Annotated in this window: 13 protein-coding genes; 7 read left to right on the forward strand and 6 right to left on the reverse strand. The window is 50.3% G+C overall.

Features of this window, described 5'->3' with window-relative positions; all coding sequences use genetic code 11:
• The first annotated feature begins 102 nt into the window (after positions 1–102).
• Positions 103–1,347 (forward strand): esterase family protein, encoded by a 1,245-nt coding sequence (locus J4650_RS06245; RefSeq protein WP_023993718.1) that lies wholly within the window; start codon positions 103–105, stop codon positions 1,345–1,347.
• Between the two features lie 31 nt (positions 1,348–1,378).
• Positions 1,379–2,314, forward strand: a complete 936-nt coding sequence (locus J4650_RS06250) for an alpha/beta hydrolase (protein ID WP_023993717.1) — start codon at positions 1,379–1,381, stop codon at positions 2,312–2,314.
• Between the two features lie 41 nt (positions 2,315–2,355).
• On the opposite strand, the gene J4650_RS06255 is transcribed toward J4650_RS06250, so the two are convergent.
• From J4650_RS06255 to pipB2, 3 genes are all read right to left on the reverse strand, one after another.
• Complete coding sequence (locus J4650_RS06255) at positions 2,356–4,530, reverse strand: TonB-dependent siderophore receptor (RefSeq protein ID WP_001747679.1); 2,175 nt, start codon at positions 4,528–4,530, stop codon at positions 2,356–2,358.
• A gap of 531 nt (positions 4,531–5,061) precedes the next feature.
• Complete coding sequence (locus J4650_RS06260) at positions 5,062–5,394, reverse strand: hypothetical protein (RefSeq protein ID WP_077463764.1); 333 nt, start codon at positions 5,392–5,394, stop codon at positions 5,062–5,064.
• 174 nt (positions 5,395–5,568) lie between these two features.
• On the reverse strand, positions 5,569–6,621 hold the full coding sequence (gene pipB2, locus J4650_RS06265; protein WP_001667622.1) for an SPI-2 type III secretion system effector PipB2: 1,053 nt from the start codon (positions 6,619–6,621) through the stop codon (positions 5,569–5,571).
• A 518-nt stretch (positions 6,622–7,139) separates the two neighbouring features.
• Between pipB2 and J4650_RS06270 the strand changes: the two genes are divergently transcribed.
• Positions 7,140–8,069, forward strand: a complete 930-nt coding sequence (locus J4650_RS06270; RefSeq protein WP_000178732.1) for a VirK family antimicrobial peptide resistance protein — start codon at positions 7,140–7,142, stop codon at positions 8,067–8,069.
• A 293-nt stretch (positions 8,070–8,362) separates the two neighbouring features.
• A complete protein-coding gene (locus J4650_RS06275; protein WP_000701511.1) occupies positions 8,363–9,259 on the forward strand; it encodes an antimicrobial resistance protein Mig-14 in 897 nt (298 codons plus the stop codon).
• Positions 9,260–9,979: 720 nt separating this feature from the next.
• On the opposite strand, the gene J4650_RS06280 is transcribed toward J4650_RS06275, so the two are convergent.
• From J4650_RS06280 to tctD, 3 genes are all read right to left on the reverse strand, one after another.
• Positions 9,980–10,993 carry a HoxN/HupN/NixA family nickel/cobalt transporter gene (locus J4650_RS06280; RefSeq protein WP_001059351.1) on the reverse strand — a complete coding sequence of 338 codons (1,014 nt, stop codon included), beginning with the start codon at positions 10,991–10,993 and terminating at the stop codon, positions 9,980–9,982.
• Positions 10,994–11,125: 132 nt separating this feature from the next.
• The gene (locus J4650_RS06285; protein WP_000872338.1) at positions 11,126–12,541 is read right to left on the reverse strand and encodes a sensor histidine kinase; all 1,416 of its coding nucleotides are present in this window, start codon (positions 12,539–12,541) and stop codon (positions 11,126–11,128) included.
• A complete protein-coding gene (gene tctD / locus J4650_RS06290) occupies positions 12,528–13,202 on the reverse strand; it encodes a transcriptional regulator TctD (RefSeq protein WP_001237934.1) in 675 nt (224 codons plus the stop codon). Before tctD ends, J4650_RS06285 begins: the two co-directional genes overlap by 14 nt.
• 154 nt (positions 13,203–13,356) lie before the next feature.
• Here tctD and J4650_RS06295 point away from each other — a divergent pair, with 154 nt between their 5' ends.
• Genes J4650_RS06295 through J4650_RS06305 form a run of 3 tightly spaced genes read left to right on the forward strand, consistent with a single transcriptional unit; the run spans position 13,357 to position 16,305 of the window.
• Positions 13,357–14,334: a tripartite tricarboxylate transporter substrate binding protein gene (locus tag J4650_RS06295; protein WP_000744413.1), complete on the forward strand. Its 978-nt coding sequence runs from the start codon at positions 13,357–13,359 to the stop codon at positions 14,332–14,334.
• A gap of 11 nt (positions 14,335–14,345) precedes the next feature.
• Positions 14,346–14,780: a tripartite tricarboxylate transporter TctB family protein gene (locus tag J4650_RS06300; protein ID WP_001574835.1), complete on the forward strand. Its 435-nt coding sequence runs from the start codon at positions 14,346–14,348 to the stop codon at positions 14,778–14,780.
• A gap of 10 nt (positions 14,781–14,790) precedes the next feature.
• Entirely contained in the window at positions 14,791–16,305 is a 1,515-nt protein-coding gene (locus J4650_RS06305; protein ID WP_000382034.1) for a tripartite tricarboxylate transporter permease, read from the forward strand.
• Positions 16,306–16,331: the final 26 nt, after the last annotated feature.

Raw genomic sequence — 16,331 nt, forward strand, 5'->3', positions numbered from 1 at the left:
CGCCACGATTTACGCAAAAGAAAGCCCGCAAGCGGCTGTTCCTGTAACAGCCGCTTTAGCTATTGATACTGACCGAAATATAAACGAGATGGAATACAAAGAATGAGACTGAGCCCGCCCGTCGCTCCTGTCGCTATACAGACCGCTACGCGCCTTCGCCGCCAACTCGCCGCCGGAAGACAGGTTGACGCTTCTCACTTCTGGCGAGAAGTAAACTCGCTCGCGCTGCCGCTGGTGACAGCCATTAACGGCGCAGACGATGAACGGGAAGTCACCTTCCTGTGGCGTGCCGCCTCTCCTCTGCGGGGGGTTTATGTTCGCCTGAACCGTGTCACCGATAAAGATAACGTGGCGAAAGGTATGATGACGCAACTGCCCACAACGGATATCTGGCATCTGACGCTTCGCTTACCGGCGTCCTACTGCGGTTCCTATACGATGGTCGAAATACCACCGAAAACCCCGGACGAGACGGTGTTGCAGCTTGGAAGCCGTTTCGCCTCCCTTGTCGGGAAGGCGGACCCGCTGAACAGCACGCCGGGAATAAATGTTCGGAGTAATGCGCAGGAGTCCGTTCTGGCGTTGGATCATGCCCCGGCACAGGAGGAGTGGTCAGGCTGTCGCGCTTACGCCGGGCAGCTTTTCACCTCAGAACATCGGCTCGCCGGACAACGTCGCCGTGTGCGGCTGTATCTTCCTGACGTTCCTGTCGTACAACCGCTGGGCTTACTGGTACTCACGGATGGCGAGATCTGGTTCGACCATCTTGGGGTAAGCGCCGCCATTGACGCCGCCATCCGCAGCGGACGCATCGCGCCGGTGGCCGTACTCGGCATTGATAACATCAACGCGGGTGAACGCGTCGCAATCCTCGGCGGTCGCCGCGAGCTGGTGCTCGACATTGCCGAACGCCTGCTGCCAACCCTTCGCGCCAAATACCCGGAACGACAGTGGGCGGACCGTACACAAACGGTGCTGGCTGGGCAAAGCCTCGGCGGCGTGACCGCGCTGATGGCGGCCCGCCACGCGCCAGAGAGCTTCGGCCTGGTACTGAGCCACTCCCCCTCAATGTGGTGGACGCCGGACAACCGCAATCGCCCGGGCCATTTCAGCGCAGAAGAGCGCTCATGGGTCAGCGAACATGTGTTATCCGCGCCCTCGCCAGCCGTACGTACGCATCTGTGCGTGGGATCGCTGGAAGGTTCGACGGTCCCGCAGGTCAAACAGTTGCATGAAAAATTGCGCGCCGCCGGCGTTGAAAGCCATTGCAGCGTGTACACCGGCGGTCACGATTATGCCTGGTGGCGCGGCGCGCTGATTGACGGATTACGTCTACTGCCCCGATAAAACTTCACCTGCCAAAAAGGAATCACATCCGATGTATGGTCGCCAGTACCACAACAAGTGCTATCGCATGGCGCTATTTTTAGTGAGTTTTTGTTTTAGCGCGCTGAGTTATGCGCAGCCGGATATGCAGCCATTAGGGCCGAATATCGCTGATAAAGGTTCGGGATATTACCATCTTAGGGTCAATGACTTTCAATCTACCGATGGCGCAAGACATTACCGGGTATGGACCGCTATTCCCAATAAAGCCGCCCCGCCGTCGGGTTATCCTGTTTTATATATGCTGGACGGCAACGCAGTGATGGACAGGCTGCCGGAGGCGCTGCTCAAACAACTGGCAGACCGCTCGCCGCCGGTGATTGTGGCGATTGGCTATCAGACTAACCTGCCGTTTGATCTTAACGGCAGAGCTTATGACTATACGCCGGCGCCGGGAATCGATCGCGAAGGCAGTGAAAATAACCCGCGTTTTCATCGTAAAACCGGCGGCGGGCCAGCGTTCCGCCAGCTACTGGAGAGACATATCGCGCCGCAGGTGGAACAAGGAATAACCATCAACCCCGAACGGCGCGGGGTATGGGGACATTCTTATGGCGGCCTGTTCGTTTTAGACTCCTGGCTGTCGTCATCCTTCTTTCATATCTATTACAGCGCCAGCCCGTCACTCAGCAGGGATAACTTTGTCCTGTTGAATCGCCTTACGACAGTGAAGCCGTCGCTGTTCTGCCATAAAAAACTCATCATAATGGAAGGTTCAGCGTCGAATGGGGATAGCAGGCAACGCCAGATGGCCGAGCTCCTACAAAAAGTTCAGGAGACCGTGAGAACGCTTGAGAACAACGGCGTTAACGCGGCCCTGCAGCATTACCCGGGCCTGGGCCACGGGCCCATGTTTAACGCCTCTTTTCGCAGTGCATTGCTGGATATCAGTCGCGAACCGGCAAGCCAAAAACCACGCTGCCATTAACCCGCCGCCAGAATATGCCCGCCAGCGGCGGGCATAATCCATCAAAACGAGGCCGTCACACCGGCATAATAAGCCCGCCCCGGTTCGTTATAGGTATTTGCCCCTTCGGCGGAGCGATAGATCTGTTTATCGAAGATATTGCTGATACCGACATTAAGACGCAGGTTCTTATTGATATCGTAGTTAACGTTAGCGCCGACCAGTGAGTAAGCCCCCAGCGCTTTCCCGGACAATCCTTTGGTCTCTTCACTACGCGACTCCGCATGTGTTCGCGGTTTTTGCTTGCCGTATAACGTCCAGTTGACGTTAGCGGAGAGCGCGCTGGTGATAGTCCAGTCGAGGAAGGTATTCACCGTATATTTCGGGATTATCGATAAGGGATTGCCGGTATCTTTTTGCTCAGACGCGATCATATAAGTCGCATTGGTATTCCAGTTCAGACGGTCCGGCATCAGCGGAACAGCCATGCTGGCTTCAATACCTTCAATCAGCGCTTTACCGCCGTTCTGCCATTGCAATACATAAGCGCCAGATGCGCTTCTGCCAATAATTTTATCACCTGCGACAATCTTATTCTGATAATCGTTACGGAAATACGTGACGCTTGCGTGGTAATCGTCTACGGTAAATTCCAGCCCAATCTCTTTATTGATGCTAATTTCAGGATCGAGGTTCTTATTACCGACCAGGTAACAGCCGCCTGACGTAATATCTTTTGGACAACCGTTGCCTTTCGAATAGAGTAAATATCCCTCACTGGTTTGATACAAGTTCGGTGCCTTAAAGGCACGGGCAATACCGGCTTTCACCTTGACGTATTCACCTAACTCCTGGGAAAGGTTAAGACTGGGACTAAAATTACTCCCGGATTCGCTTAAATAGTCAAAACGCAGACCCGGAATAATATTGGTACCGGCCATGGGTTCGATATTATCTTCAACGTACAGCGCACTGATTTCCGATTTATTTTTGCTGCTACGGTTAGCCGCCGAACCGGAAATCCCGGCGATATTGCTATCCTTAACCGTCAGACTGGTAGAGGAAGGATCGTTCAGCTCATCGCGGTTCCACTCCGCGCCGACGGTGAGCGTTTGCTCAAATAGCCATATCACCGGAACATTCACCTCGCCGCTGGTGCGATACGAGGTCAGGCGGTTAGTGGTGAACGTCTGGTCGTTGGTAATACGCCCCTCGCCGCCGCCGGAGAGCCCCTCATTCATGCGGGTGTTATCGGTTTTTTCATAGTAGAACCCCAGGCGGCTTTGCCCCCAGTCCCAGATGCCGTTATGAGTTAGACCGTAATTCTGCCGGTACAGGCGATTGGTCTCCCGCCCGGACTGCGCCAGACTTTTGGTAACCGCGTTTGAAGTACTGTTTTGCGTATCGCCGGCATAGATATTCCCCTGCCGACTGTATCCCGCTTCAAAATCAAGGATTTGCTGCGGGGTCATTTTCCATGAGAAGACGCTATTAATATCTTTATTGGTGACCCCCTCCCGTCCGGCGGCATTTTTGGTACCGGCGGAGGAGTTAATATCCCAGCTGTCGGCATCGGTTCTGTTGAGATTACCGTACAGGCGCATCGTCAACGTATCTCCAGCCAACGGGCCGCTAAGGCTAAAGTTACCCCGCCGGGTGTCACCTTCTTTGCTGCTTTCCGGCTGGTTGGTATAGAGCGACAGCGAACCGTGCCAGTCATTAGTGGGGCGTTTGGTGATGATATTCACCACCCCGCCTGCGGCACCGGAGCCATAGCGCGCGGCGGCGGGCCCACGGATCACTTCAATACGTTCTACCATCTCCGGCGGCACCCAGTTCGTATCGCCACGGGTGTCGCGTTCTCCGCGCCAGCTATAGCGAACCGAATTTCGCGACGTCACCGGCACGCCGTCAATCAGCACTAAGGTATTTTCCGGCCCCATACCACGAATATCAATTTGTCGGTTATTTCCGCGCGTCCCCGAGGCGCTATTGCCGGTAAGATTAACCCCAGGCATCTTACGAATAATATCGGCAAGATCGTTAACGGGAGGATTCTTTTGAATATCGTCACGAGTAATAATCGAAACGCCCGGCTGTTGCTTTAATACTTGCTCGGCGGTGGATTCAACCACCATCGTTTCGCCGTTGTCGTCAGTAGATTCTGCTGCTGATAATGGACTATTAACCCCTGTAGAAACCACGGTTATTAACCAGATGAACTTCTTAACTCTCATACCCATTCCCTAAATAATGTCTAAAGTAGCGCTGTTGCCCTCAAGCTCACATCCTTGCCAGGTTACGGCTATATAGTAATTATTATCATATGCTAATGATAATAATTATCATTCAATTAAGGAAAAGGCAATCTTTCGACCACAAAAATCTGGTAATAAAAAAACGGAAACGGGATTTTGCAATATGACTCTCTGTCCGGGCTCCGCTTTGCCAGTAAATCCGGGAAGGGGGGCAGAATGCGCCTACTGAACGGAGGTTTTACAAAACAGAAATAGATAAAATAAAACTATTTTTCAGATCGTTAATCACAAGAAACACCCAGGTAAGATGGTATAGCACGGTTCAGGGTTCACCGCCGCTTCCCTGCCGACGGCGAACCGTTCTTACAGTTTGCCAGCGACTTTCCGTCTGGGTAATGGTGGGATCGGATACGATTGTAGTCATTCGATATATGACGATGAAAGTGATGTTGGCGCCAAAATACAAAGCGCCTGGTAATATTTATCAGGCGCTTTGCAGACTGAAAACCATCAAACATCGGTTTCTCGTTCCCCAGGATCTACCGGGAAAAATGGCAACCCACAGTTAGTGGATTTTACTGTCGGGTCTTGCCAGGGATGTTGTGTTACCCCCAGATCTTTTAAAAGACCTCGTAACAGCACTAACTCGCTGGGTGTCATTTTTTGCTTTGATTCACCCCCTTTAGGTGGACGAATATCCTCCTGACTAGTACATGTAACACAATAACCTTTTAACTCTATCCATTTAGGCGCGGGGGGGCCCTTAGGATCGGGAGGCGTCGGGCTGGCAACGCACGAACAGGCACTTATACATCCAGGCATAACGTTTTCCTTTTCAAACAATTCGCTTTAGTTGGAAGTTCTACTTGAGAAAATAGGAATGGTTATTCAGATATTTTTACCGTCGCATACTCCTGTAATAATAAAAGATACTGTAAATAATTTACTCTCAGCTACTATTCAGTAGCAGATTGTTATTCTTACATTGCTTTTATTTCAGGTTTACGTCAAAAAGGGCTAAATATTTTCACTATAAAATTCGTTAAAGAGTGTTTGTGTACTTGTAGACATTGTGGCGTCTTCGGTACGCAAATGGGTTAGTGTACAATCTTTAAAACAGGTATTGTTTAAATTAGCCTCAGCCAAATCAGCCCCGTCCAGGTTCGTAGAAATGAAACTCGCCTTTCGCAGATTTGCCCGGGTTAAGACAGCGTCTTCCATAATTGCAGCCATTATAGTAGCACCCTGTAATGTCGCACCGCTCATATCAGCACGTATAAGGGTTGCGCCTGAAAGATTAGTGTGATCCATATTTGCACCGGAGCAATTACATTCTATCATGCTACAGCCTAACAGACTCGCGTGTTGTAAATTGGCGCCAGTAAGATTAGCGTGATCGAGGGTAGCGCCACACATAATGCTATCTTCCAGACAGGCGTTCTTGAAATTACTGTCGCCTAGTGATGTTCCCGATAGATTTGCGCCCTTAAAATTTGCACCTTCACAATCCGCCATAAACAGCACTGCCCCCTCTAAATTTGCGCCGCTTAAGTCTGCGTCACATAAATTTTCTGACGTCAGATTTGCTCCGGTAAGGACAGCGCCTTTAAGATTCATGCCTCCCTGGGCAGTTAATATTACAGAATCCTGAGGGAGAGAAAATTCGCATCTGAATAGTAAAGCTCGACATATTTTTTCAAAAGAGACAAGCGGAATTTCTCTTGTCTCAGAATGGTCGCCTTTACTGACTCGTACAATAACTTGTCCAGCTTCGTTATTCTCACCAGGAAGATTAAATTCGACACGACACCCATCCATATCATCCAGGATGATGTTTTCTGGCAACGGAGCACCTCTGTCAGGCATTGTACTTTTCAATGTCTCAGCCATAGTCTCTATCAATTCCTGATATTGTGTTTCATTTCTCCGACGTATCCCACCACAGGTAAAAAAGTTAATGATATATTCCAGAATGGTTTTGGGCGAGGTAGCTTGCCGCATAGCAGCAGAAGTCCCCGCGCCAAAAGCAGATTTAGCCATACCAGCCAGACTATCGAGTGAACGCTCCATATATTTTCTCCCAGAGACAGCAACACAGTGCATGATAAAATTTATCATATAGATTTGCATTTAGAGATAAGGTGAATACCCCCTTTACGTCTGGTTACATAATAACGTATCACGACGCGTTGCTGTCTGGCTTACACAATACCAGCCAAATAAATATATTGGCTTATACTCGTCATACTTCAAGTTGCATGTGCTGCGGCCGCGTTCCCTCACCCCAGTCACTTACTTTAGTAAGCTCCTGGGGATTCGCTCGCTTGCCGCCTTCCTGCAACTCGAATTATTTAGAGTATATAACATCATTTAAAATAATAAACACGGCATTCGTTTTAATACTACGTTCTGGACTCATCCCACTCATTAGCAGAAAACCTATTAAAAAGCGTGTTCAGGCGTTTTATTACCGCCATTGATAAACTGTTTAACAACATCGTCTGTACAGACCTTCTTCGTTGCCTTTACGTTTAACTCAATCAGGCTACCGTCTCGGTTATAAGTCTATCGAGTAGTAGAGCCGTAGTATGACGATGCAGCAAAGTGATATGGAAAGATATAATCCATTATTAATGTTAAAAGAAGTCATGGCGCAGACGCCTTATCGCCATAAACGCTGGGGAGAGCGTAAGTTTCGCTATAAATTTTTATTACGTTGCCTTATTAACCCCGTAACGACAATTAAATACTTCAATGAATTATGCCATCTGTCTCAGCCCAGAACGCTGATTATTCATCGTCCACTGTTGCCGGCAAAAATCCAGCGGCCCTATTTGTATACCGGGCTTAGCATACGTTGCCGGGCAAAAGCTATTCTGGAACACTACCAGTTCGTTCAGTCCTTTCCGGAAAGTAAAATTAAAAAGATCCTCCTGTCCGAGGAACAAATCTTACTCGCTCACTTGGAAGGAAAAAACGACGCTCTGGTAGATATCTACTGCGGTCCCTGTGGCTATGACAGAGAAGGTGAGCTGACATTAACGCTGTGTTTCAATGATACGCCGTTGGCACGTTTATCATTTTCCTTTATCCGCCATGAAGGGAAGCAAATAGCGCTGGTTGCCGGGTTACAAGGGCCCAGTAAACATGTCGGCCCACAAGTCATACGTAACGCCACCAAAGATTGTTACGGTCTCTTTCCTAAACGGATGCTGTATGAAGCTTTTGCAACATTGATGCAGGCCTGTAATGTCGACGAGATTTATGCGGTAAGTGAAAACAACCATGTTTATCGTCAACTCCGGTACTTATTCCAGAAGAAAAAAACTTTTGTGGCCAGCTATAGTGAATTCTGGGAGTCGCTAAACGGCGTTAAGAAAGGTGCCTTATATCATCTGCCATCACAGGTGATGCGTAAAGCGCCTGAAAGTATCCCCAGCAAAAAACGCGCAGAGTATCGGAAACGCTATCATATTCTGGATACAATAATACAAGAGGTTAACAGCCTCTCCCGGTAGAACTATTTCATACGCGGATGTGCAGATCCTGCTACCGTTCAGCGGATCTCTTTGAAATCTGTATCGCTACTGGATGGTTAAATACAGAATGGCTTGCGAGTGAAAAGCGCGGTATTAAACCGTCGCTTTCACTCATGTTATGATCAACATCTTAATCTTATTCCCTTCACCATAACGTCATCGATTAGCATGTTAACCATTAAATACAAGCTAAACATTTGTCACATTTTTATTTGGTTAAGCAAAAAAATAATACAAAATAGCATTTTCAGTAAGCTAAGTCAGGAGTTTTGGTGAAAATACAAGAAGTTAAGCGTATATTAACCCGCTGGCAGCCGTCTTCCTTTACCCTATACCGGGAGGTGTTTACGCAATACGGCGGTAGTATCAATATGCACCCAGATATTGTTGATTATTTTATGAAGCGCCATAACTGGCATTTTAAATTCTTCCACTATAAAGAAGATGATAAGATTAAAGGCGCCTACTTTATCTGTAATGATCAGAATATTGGCATCCTGACGCGCAGAACCTTCCCGCTATCGTCAGATGAGATACTTATTCCGATGGCGCCAGATTTACGCTGCTTCTTGCCCGATCGTACTAACCGACTTTCGGCGTTGCATCAGCCACAAATACGCAATGCCATATGGAAACTCGCCAGAAAGAAACAAAATTGTCTGGTCAAAGAAACGTTCTCTTCTAAGTTTGAAAAAACACGCCGTAATGAATATCAGCGGTTTCTTAAAAAAGGCGGAAGTGTAAAAAGCGTTGCTGATTGTTCTTCTGATGAACTGACTCATATTTTTATCGAGTTATTTCGGTCTCGTTTCGGCAATACTTCATCCTGCTATCCCGCTGATAACCTTACCAACTTTTTTAGTCAACTGCATCACCTTCTGTTTGGGCATATTCTTTATATTGAAGGGATACCCTGTGCATTTGATATCGTACTGAAATCTGAAAGCCAGATGAACGTCTACTTTGACGTATCTAATGGTGCAATTAAAAATGAGTGCAGGCCACTCAGTCCCGGCAGCATACTAATGTGGCTAAATATTAGCCGTGCCAGACATTACTGCCAGGAAAGACAAAAAAAATTGCTTTTTTCCATCGGCATACTAAAGCCTGAATGGGAATATAAGCGCATGTGGTCGACCCCCTATTTTACCGGAAAATCGATTTGCTAAAAAGAAAGCCTGGACGTAAATATGTTTTTTACGTCCAGATTTTTCATAAATCCTGATGAACTGATAAAAAACGAAAATTTAATCAGAATTTAAAAAATAAGTTAACCACCATATAATCATAATGACAATTACTCGAAATTCACTTACACTATACTCGGTTTTATGGAATTGATTAACACGGTATGTTACAGATAACGTGCTAAAAAGCGTGCAGCGGTTATACATTTTCATATGTGTGTGTCATTAACCTGGCGTCAGGAACAGATGATGATGACAACTACCCTTTTATCTCTTCTGGCCTGGCATACCGTCAGTAGATTAAAGGAGTAGCCTTGCTTTATGGCATTACAAAAATGCGGGTGGGGTCTATGCTCAATGTATACGTTATTTGTAACAACGCTCTTGTGCATAAACAATACGTTATTGCCAACAGCACTGAACGGGTACAGTGGTTCTTGCTGACAACAGGCTTAAAGATCCCTTAACACGGGATACCTGATAACTGGATTATATTATGACACATGCAGACTGGCTGATTCTTGGGTATACAACTGTTATTATTATTTTTGGTATTGTATGTTATATCGGATTGCTTAAATTGATAACGAAAGGCAAGCATGAAAAATAACGCACTTACCGGGAAGAATATACTCTCAGGAGATAAAATGCTTCGGCAATGATATGACACCACTGCCGAAATGCTATTTTTAAAGAAATCAATCAGGTATTGAGGGTGATTTTATCATAGCCGCGCCAGCGATAATTCAACAACGAGAGCAGCCAGAATAGCACAAAAGCACCCACTACCCAGAAGCCCACATTCCCCATATGATCGTTAAGCGTGCTGACGGTCTGCCAAAATGTTCCGCTTAACTGTAACGCATCATCAATCAACCCCAGCGCCTCAAGTCCGCCAATCGCCAGCGCGACAATGACGGATGCGGCGGTAATGGTCATATTATAATAAAGCTTACGTAATGGATGCGAGAAAGCCCAACCGTAAGCGCCGACCATGACAAAGTTATCCAGGGAATCTACCAGCGCCATCCCGGCGGTAAACAGCACAGGAAAAATCATCATTGACCAGAGAGATAGCCCCTGGTTAGCTGCTGAAGCGGAAATGCCCAGCAACCCAACCTCGGTTGCGGTATCAAATCCCAGACCAAACAGAAAACCGACAAAATACATATGCCAACTGGAAGTGACCAAACGAAACGTACGCTGAAATATACGCGTCATCAGCCCGCCAGGTATGGCCTCGTCATGCGCCCTCACTGACTCGCCGCGGGTAACCGAGCGAAATTGCCGCCAGACGTTGAACAAAATAAACAGGTTAAGCAGGGCCATCGCCAGCAGAAAAAAAGCGGAAACAGCCGTACCAATCAACGAACCATATTGATGCAAAACATCAATACGATCGCGAAATGCCATCGACGTCACAACAATCGCCAGACATGCCAGAACGACAATGGTCGAATGACCCAATGAAAAAAACGCCCCCACGCCTAAAGGCGTTTTACCCTGCTGCATCAGTTTACGGGTGACGGTATCGATGGCTGCGATATGATCGGCATCAACCGCATGACGCAGCCCAAAGCTATACGCCAGTATGGCTGCGCTTAGCATGACTGCATGGTGATGAAAAACACAGAACGCCCAAATCCAGGCCAGGATGTTAACCCCAACAAGAAAGACGGTTAATGCTATTCCCCGTCGTTTAGTATGATTATTCATGCCCCTGCACCCACTATATTTTTAATTAACGCTACGGTTTGTACGGGGAATGTATGATCATTTGATTAAAACGTCACACCTCAAGATGCGACTTTTTGTAAACGTGCTTTACCGCTGACACATTTGTGCGCATTACTGCGGAACAAGGCTTAAAAAGCGTATCCGAACGTATAACCCTCCCAACGCTTCACTACGGGAAAAATGGGGATGAGTACGGTGCAGGCGTGCGATATCATTGACCAAAGCCAGACCAATGCCCGCCCCGGCCACATTTCCTACGTTATCGAGCCGGTGGAACGGCTGTAGCGCCAGATGGATATGTTCATCATCAATGCCGGGGCCGCTATCTTCGACAACCAGCGTCACGGCATCGCCATCCCGTTCAAGCCGCGCGGTGACGATGCCTTGCTCAGGCGTGTATTTCAGCGCATTATCCAGCAAGTTTCCGCACAGCTCGCTAAGCAGTACCTCATCCCCCTCGATCCACATCGCTTCCTGTTCGCCTTCGTAGCCCAGGTCGATATGTTTACTCCGTGCCTGCGCCAGGCGGGTAAAACAGCCGCTCTGTACGATATCGTACAGATTCACCGGGGAAAAACGCCGCTCGCCCTGCTCTTTATGCTTTACCGCAGAAAGTTGCAACAATCTTTCCGTGAGCTGAATGGTGCTATCCAGCGTTACGCTCATCGCCTGCAGACTTTCGTACCAGTGATGAGGGTGCTGGCTGGCTAACGCCACCGCCGCCTGCGTTTTTAACACCGCCAGCGGCGTTTTTAACTGGTGAGAAGCATCGGCGCTAAAGCGTTCCTGCCGGGAGAGGATGCCGCGGAGCCTGTCAATGTAGCGATTAAACGCCACGATTAACAAGCGTGTTTCCGACCACGGCAGCAGTTCCGGCAGCGGCGTTAACAGACCCGGTTCGCGGCGTACCATTAATGACGAAAGTTGACGCATAGGGCGCAGGATCCGGCGTAATAACCAGCCAACCAGCACCAGGGTTAGCAGCACCAGCAGACCCTGTGAGATCCAGGAAGAGAACAGCAGTTGGCCCGCCAGATAACGACGGGACTGCAGCGTCTCTGCGACATAAATCTCCGCCATGCCGATAATGCCGCCTTCGTTGACCGGCTGTAGCAAACGCGCCACGCGGATCGCCTCGCCGCGATACTCGGTATGATAGAACCACGCCAGCGCCGGATAAAGCCGGGTACGGGGCGTAGCGGGCGGCATGGCAGGCAGATCGTCATAACCGGAAATGACCTTTCCGGAAGGGTCGACGACTTTGTAATAGAGTCGATCATTCATATTAAGCTCGAAGCTATCCAGCACCACCCAGGGCACGTTAACTTCCAGATGGTTATTGCGCACCACCAGCCGTTCCGATACCGTTCGCGCCGAGGAGAGCAATGTACGATCATAAGCCTGAGTGGCGGCCTGTAGCGCATTGACATAACTGTTAAACGCCGACAGCCCCCATAGCAGAATCAGCGGCAACCCCAGGAACAGTAAGAGTTGCAGGTACAACGATTGCGGCTTAACCCACTTCATCGCCGCGCTCCAGCACATAACCCAGGCCGCGCAGCGTCGTAATTCGTACATCGCTTCCCTGGAGTTTTTTACGCAGTCGATGAATATAAAGTTCGATGCTTTCAGGGCTTACCTCATCGTTCAGGCTGAACACCTGTTCAAAAAGCTGCTGACGCGAGACCGGCCGCGTTCGTCGGTACATCAATACGGTTAAGAGCGCCTGCTCACGCGGCGTCAGCGCTAACGGCTGCCCCTGTAACAGAAAATACCCTTCATCATGAAAGATCAATTCCCCCAGTTGCTGAACTTCATGAACCTGCCCAGCGCTGCGTCGCAGCAAGGCCCGTAAACGGGCATCCAGCTCTTCCAGTTCAAAGGGTTTCGGCAGATAGTCATCCGCGCCGACGTTGAGACCTTTTACGCGATCCGCCACCGCGCTTCGCGCCGTGAGCAGCAAAACGGGCAAGGTCTGACCGCGTTTACGCAGCCGTTGCACCACCTCCAGTCCATCCATTCCCGGCATATTGATATCCAGCACCGCCAGCGCGTACATTTCACTGTGCAGAAGATGGTCAGCCGCCAGGCCGTCAAATACGCAGTCCACGGCAAAGCCGTTTTGCACCAGCGCTTTTTCCAGCCAGTGAGCCAGCTCACGGTTATCTTCCGCCAATAAGAGACGCATATCACATCCTGTAAAGTTTCTGCCGCATTGAAAGGGAATTGAAAGGTTATTGTTTTAACAATCACGCAACCGAACTGCTACATGTCGGCTCACATAATCACAAAAATCTTCTTCCGAACCTGAAAAATCCGGACGTCCGGCGTGAGGATAAAAAATGAAAAAACAATTACTTCGTACCCTTACTGCAAGCATTTTATTAATGAGTACCTCTGTTCTGGCGCAGGAGGCGCCGTCGCGAACGGAATGTATCGCGCCAGCCAAACCTGGCGGCGGTTTCGACCTCACCTGTAAGCTGATTCAGGTGAGTTTGCTGGAGACTGGCGCTATCGAGAAACCCATGCGGGTAACGTATATGCCCGGCGGCGTCGGCGCTGTGGCCTATAACGCGATAGTCGCCCAACGCCCTGGCGAACCCGGGACTGTGGTCGCCTTTTCCGGCGGTTCGCTGCTCAACCTGTCGCAGGGGAAATTTGGTCGCTACGGCGTGGATGATGTGCGCTGGCTGGCAAGCGTGGGCACTGATTACGGCATGATCGCCGTGCGTGCGGATTCCCCGTGGAAAACGCTGAAAGATCTGATGACGGCGATGGAAAAAGATCCCAACAGCGTGGTCATTGGCGCTGGCGCCTCTATTGGCAGCCAGGACTGGATGAAGTCGGCGTTGCTGGCGCAAAAGGCGAACGTCGACCCGCACAAGATGCGCTACGTTGCCTTTGAGGGCGGCGGCGAGCCGGTGACGGCATTAATGGGCAACCATGTTCAGGTTGTCTCCGGCGATCTCAGTGAAATGGTGCCTTATCTGGGCGGCGACAAAATCCGCGTGCTTGCCGTCTTTTCAGAAAATCGTCTGCCGGGCCAGCTTGCCAATATCCCTACCGCTAAAGAACAGGGCTACGACCTGGTGTGGCCGATTATTCGCGGCTTCTACGTCGGGCCCAAAGTCAGCGATGCCGATTACCAGTGGTGGGTGGATACCTTCAAGAAGCTTCAGCAAACCGACGAGTTTAAAAAGCAGCGCGATCTGCGCGGCCTGTTTGAGTTCGACATGACCGGCCAGCAGCTCGATGACTACGTGAAAAAACAGGTTACTGATTACCGTGAACAGGCGAAAGCCTTCGGACTCGCGAAATAATCGCGGAGGCAATGATGAGCGATCGTATCTTTGCGGGTATCTGGCTGTTGCTCTGTATCGCCGGGCTATTCATCGCCTGGCAGATCCAAAGCGAATACAGCTATGAACCCGTCGGCCCCCGCCCTTTTCCGCTGGGGATTATCGGCCTGATGGCGCTCTGCGCGCTAGCGCTGTTATTACGCCATCCCGACACGGTTAGCTGGCCGCGCCGCCATGTTCTGCAAAAGCTAATTACCATGATCATCATCCTGTTGATGTATGCCTGGGGATTCGAATGGCTGGGTTTTCCCATCGCCACCGCGCTTCTCACCATGGTTATCGGGATGCTGTTCGGCGCCACGATTCCGGCGGCGGGTATCTCCGGCGCGGTATTGGGCATTCTGCTGTGGTATGCCTTTGACCGGCTGCTTGATGTCACCTTACCTCTCGGCGCCTGGCTGAGTTAACGGAGCAACGATGGATACCTGGATATATCTTTCTCAGGGCTTTGCGGTGGCGATGACGCCGGAAAACCTGGTTATCGCGTTGATTGGCTGCTTCGTGGGCACGATTGTCGGTCTGCTGCCGGGCCTGGGACCGATCAACGGCGTGGCAATCTTACTGCCGCTGGCCTTTGCGTTGCATCTGCCTGCGGAGTCGGCGCTAATTCTGCTGGCGACGGTGTACATTGGCTGTGAGTATGGCGGCAGGATCTCCTCCATATTGCTCAACGTCCCCGGCGATGCGGCGGCGATCATGACGGCGCTGGACGGTTACCCGATGGCGCAGCAAGGGAAAGGCGGCGTAGCGCTGTCGATTTCCGCAGTCAGCTCGTTTTTCGGTTCATTAATCGCTATCGGCGGCATCATTCTGTTCGCCCCTTTACTGGCGCAATGGTCGCTGGCCTTCGGTCCGGCGGAATATTTCGCCTTAATGGTTTTTGCCATCGCCTGTCTTGGCAGCATGATGGCGCAAAACCCGCTTAAATCATTTCTGGCAGCGCTGATCGGTCTTGGCCTTGCGACCGTCGGCGTCGACGCCAACACCGGGGTTTATCGCTTTACCTTTGACAGCGTTCATCTTTCCGACGGCGTACAGTTTATCGTCGTGGTGATCGGCCTGTTCTCGGTATCAGAAATACTTTTAATGCTGGAACATACCAGCAGCGGGCAAACAATGGTCCGCAAAACGGGTCGAATGTTATTCAACCTGAAAGAAGGCGCGCAGTGTATCGGCACTACCCTGCGTTCTTCGGTAATCGGCTTTTTTGTCGGCGTATTGCCCGGCGCCGGGGCGACCATCGCCAGCGCCATTACCTATATGACCGAGAAAAAACTCAGCGGCAACAGCGATAGCTTCGGCAAAGGGGATATTCGCGGCGTCGCGGCGCCGGAGGCGGCAAACAACGCCTCTGCCTGCGGCTCCTTCATCCCGATGCTGACGCTGGGCGTTCCCGGTTCCGGCACTACGGCAGTGATGATGGGGGCGCTGACGCTGTACAACATCACGCCAGGCCCGGCGATGTTCACCGAACAGCCGGATATCGTCTGGGGACTCATCGCTGCGCTGCTGATTGCGAACGTGATGCTGCTGATCATGAATATCCCGTTGATCGGTCTGTTCACCCGTATGCTCACCATTCCGCTGTGGTTCCTGGTACCCGCCATCGCTGCCGTATCGGCGGTAGGGGTATATGCGGTACACAGCACCACCTTCGATCTGGTGCTGATGGTCGCGCTCGGCGTGTTAGGGTACATTTTACGTAAAATGCACTTCCCCATGTCACCGCTGATCCTGGGATTCGTACTGGGGGAAATGCTGGAGCAGAACCTGCGTCGCGCACTCTCCATCAGTAACGGCAATATGGCGATTTTGTGGCAAAGCGGCGTTGCCAAAGCCCTGCTGATCATGGCGATCATGGTCATTGTCGTACCGCCAGTGTTACGTCTGATCCGTAAACACAGCCGTAAACCGCAGGTTGACGCCGGTTAATTGACTGCTGAAATACGTTGTACTTG

Origin of the sequence: Salmonella sp. 32120201201600049SM, assembly GCF_017572835.1 — a bacterium.
In the GTDB taxonomy this organism is placed as follows: Bacteria; Pseudomonadota; Gammaproteobacteria; order Enterobacterales; family Enterobacteriaceae; genus Salmonella; species Salmonella enterica.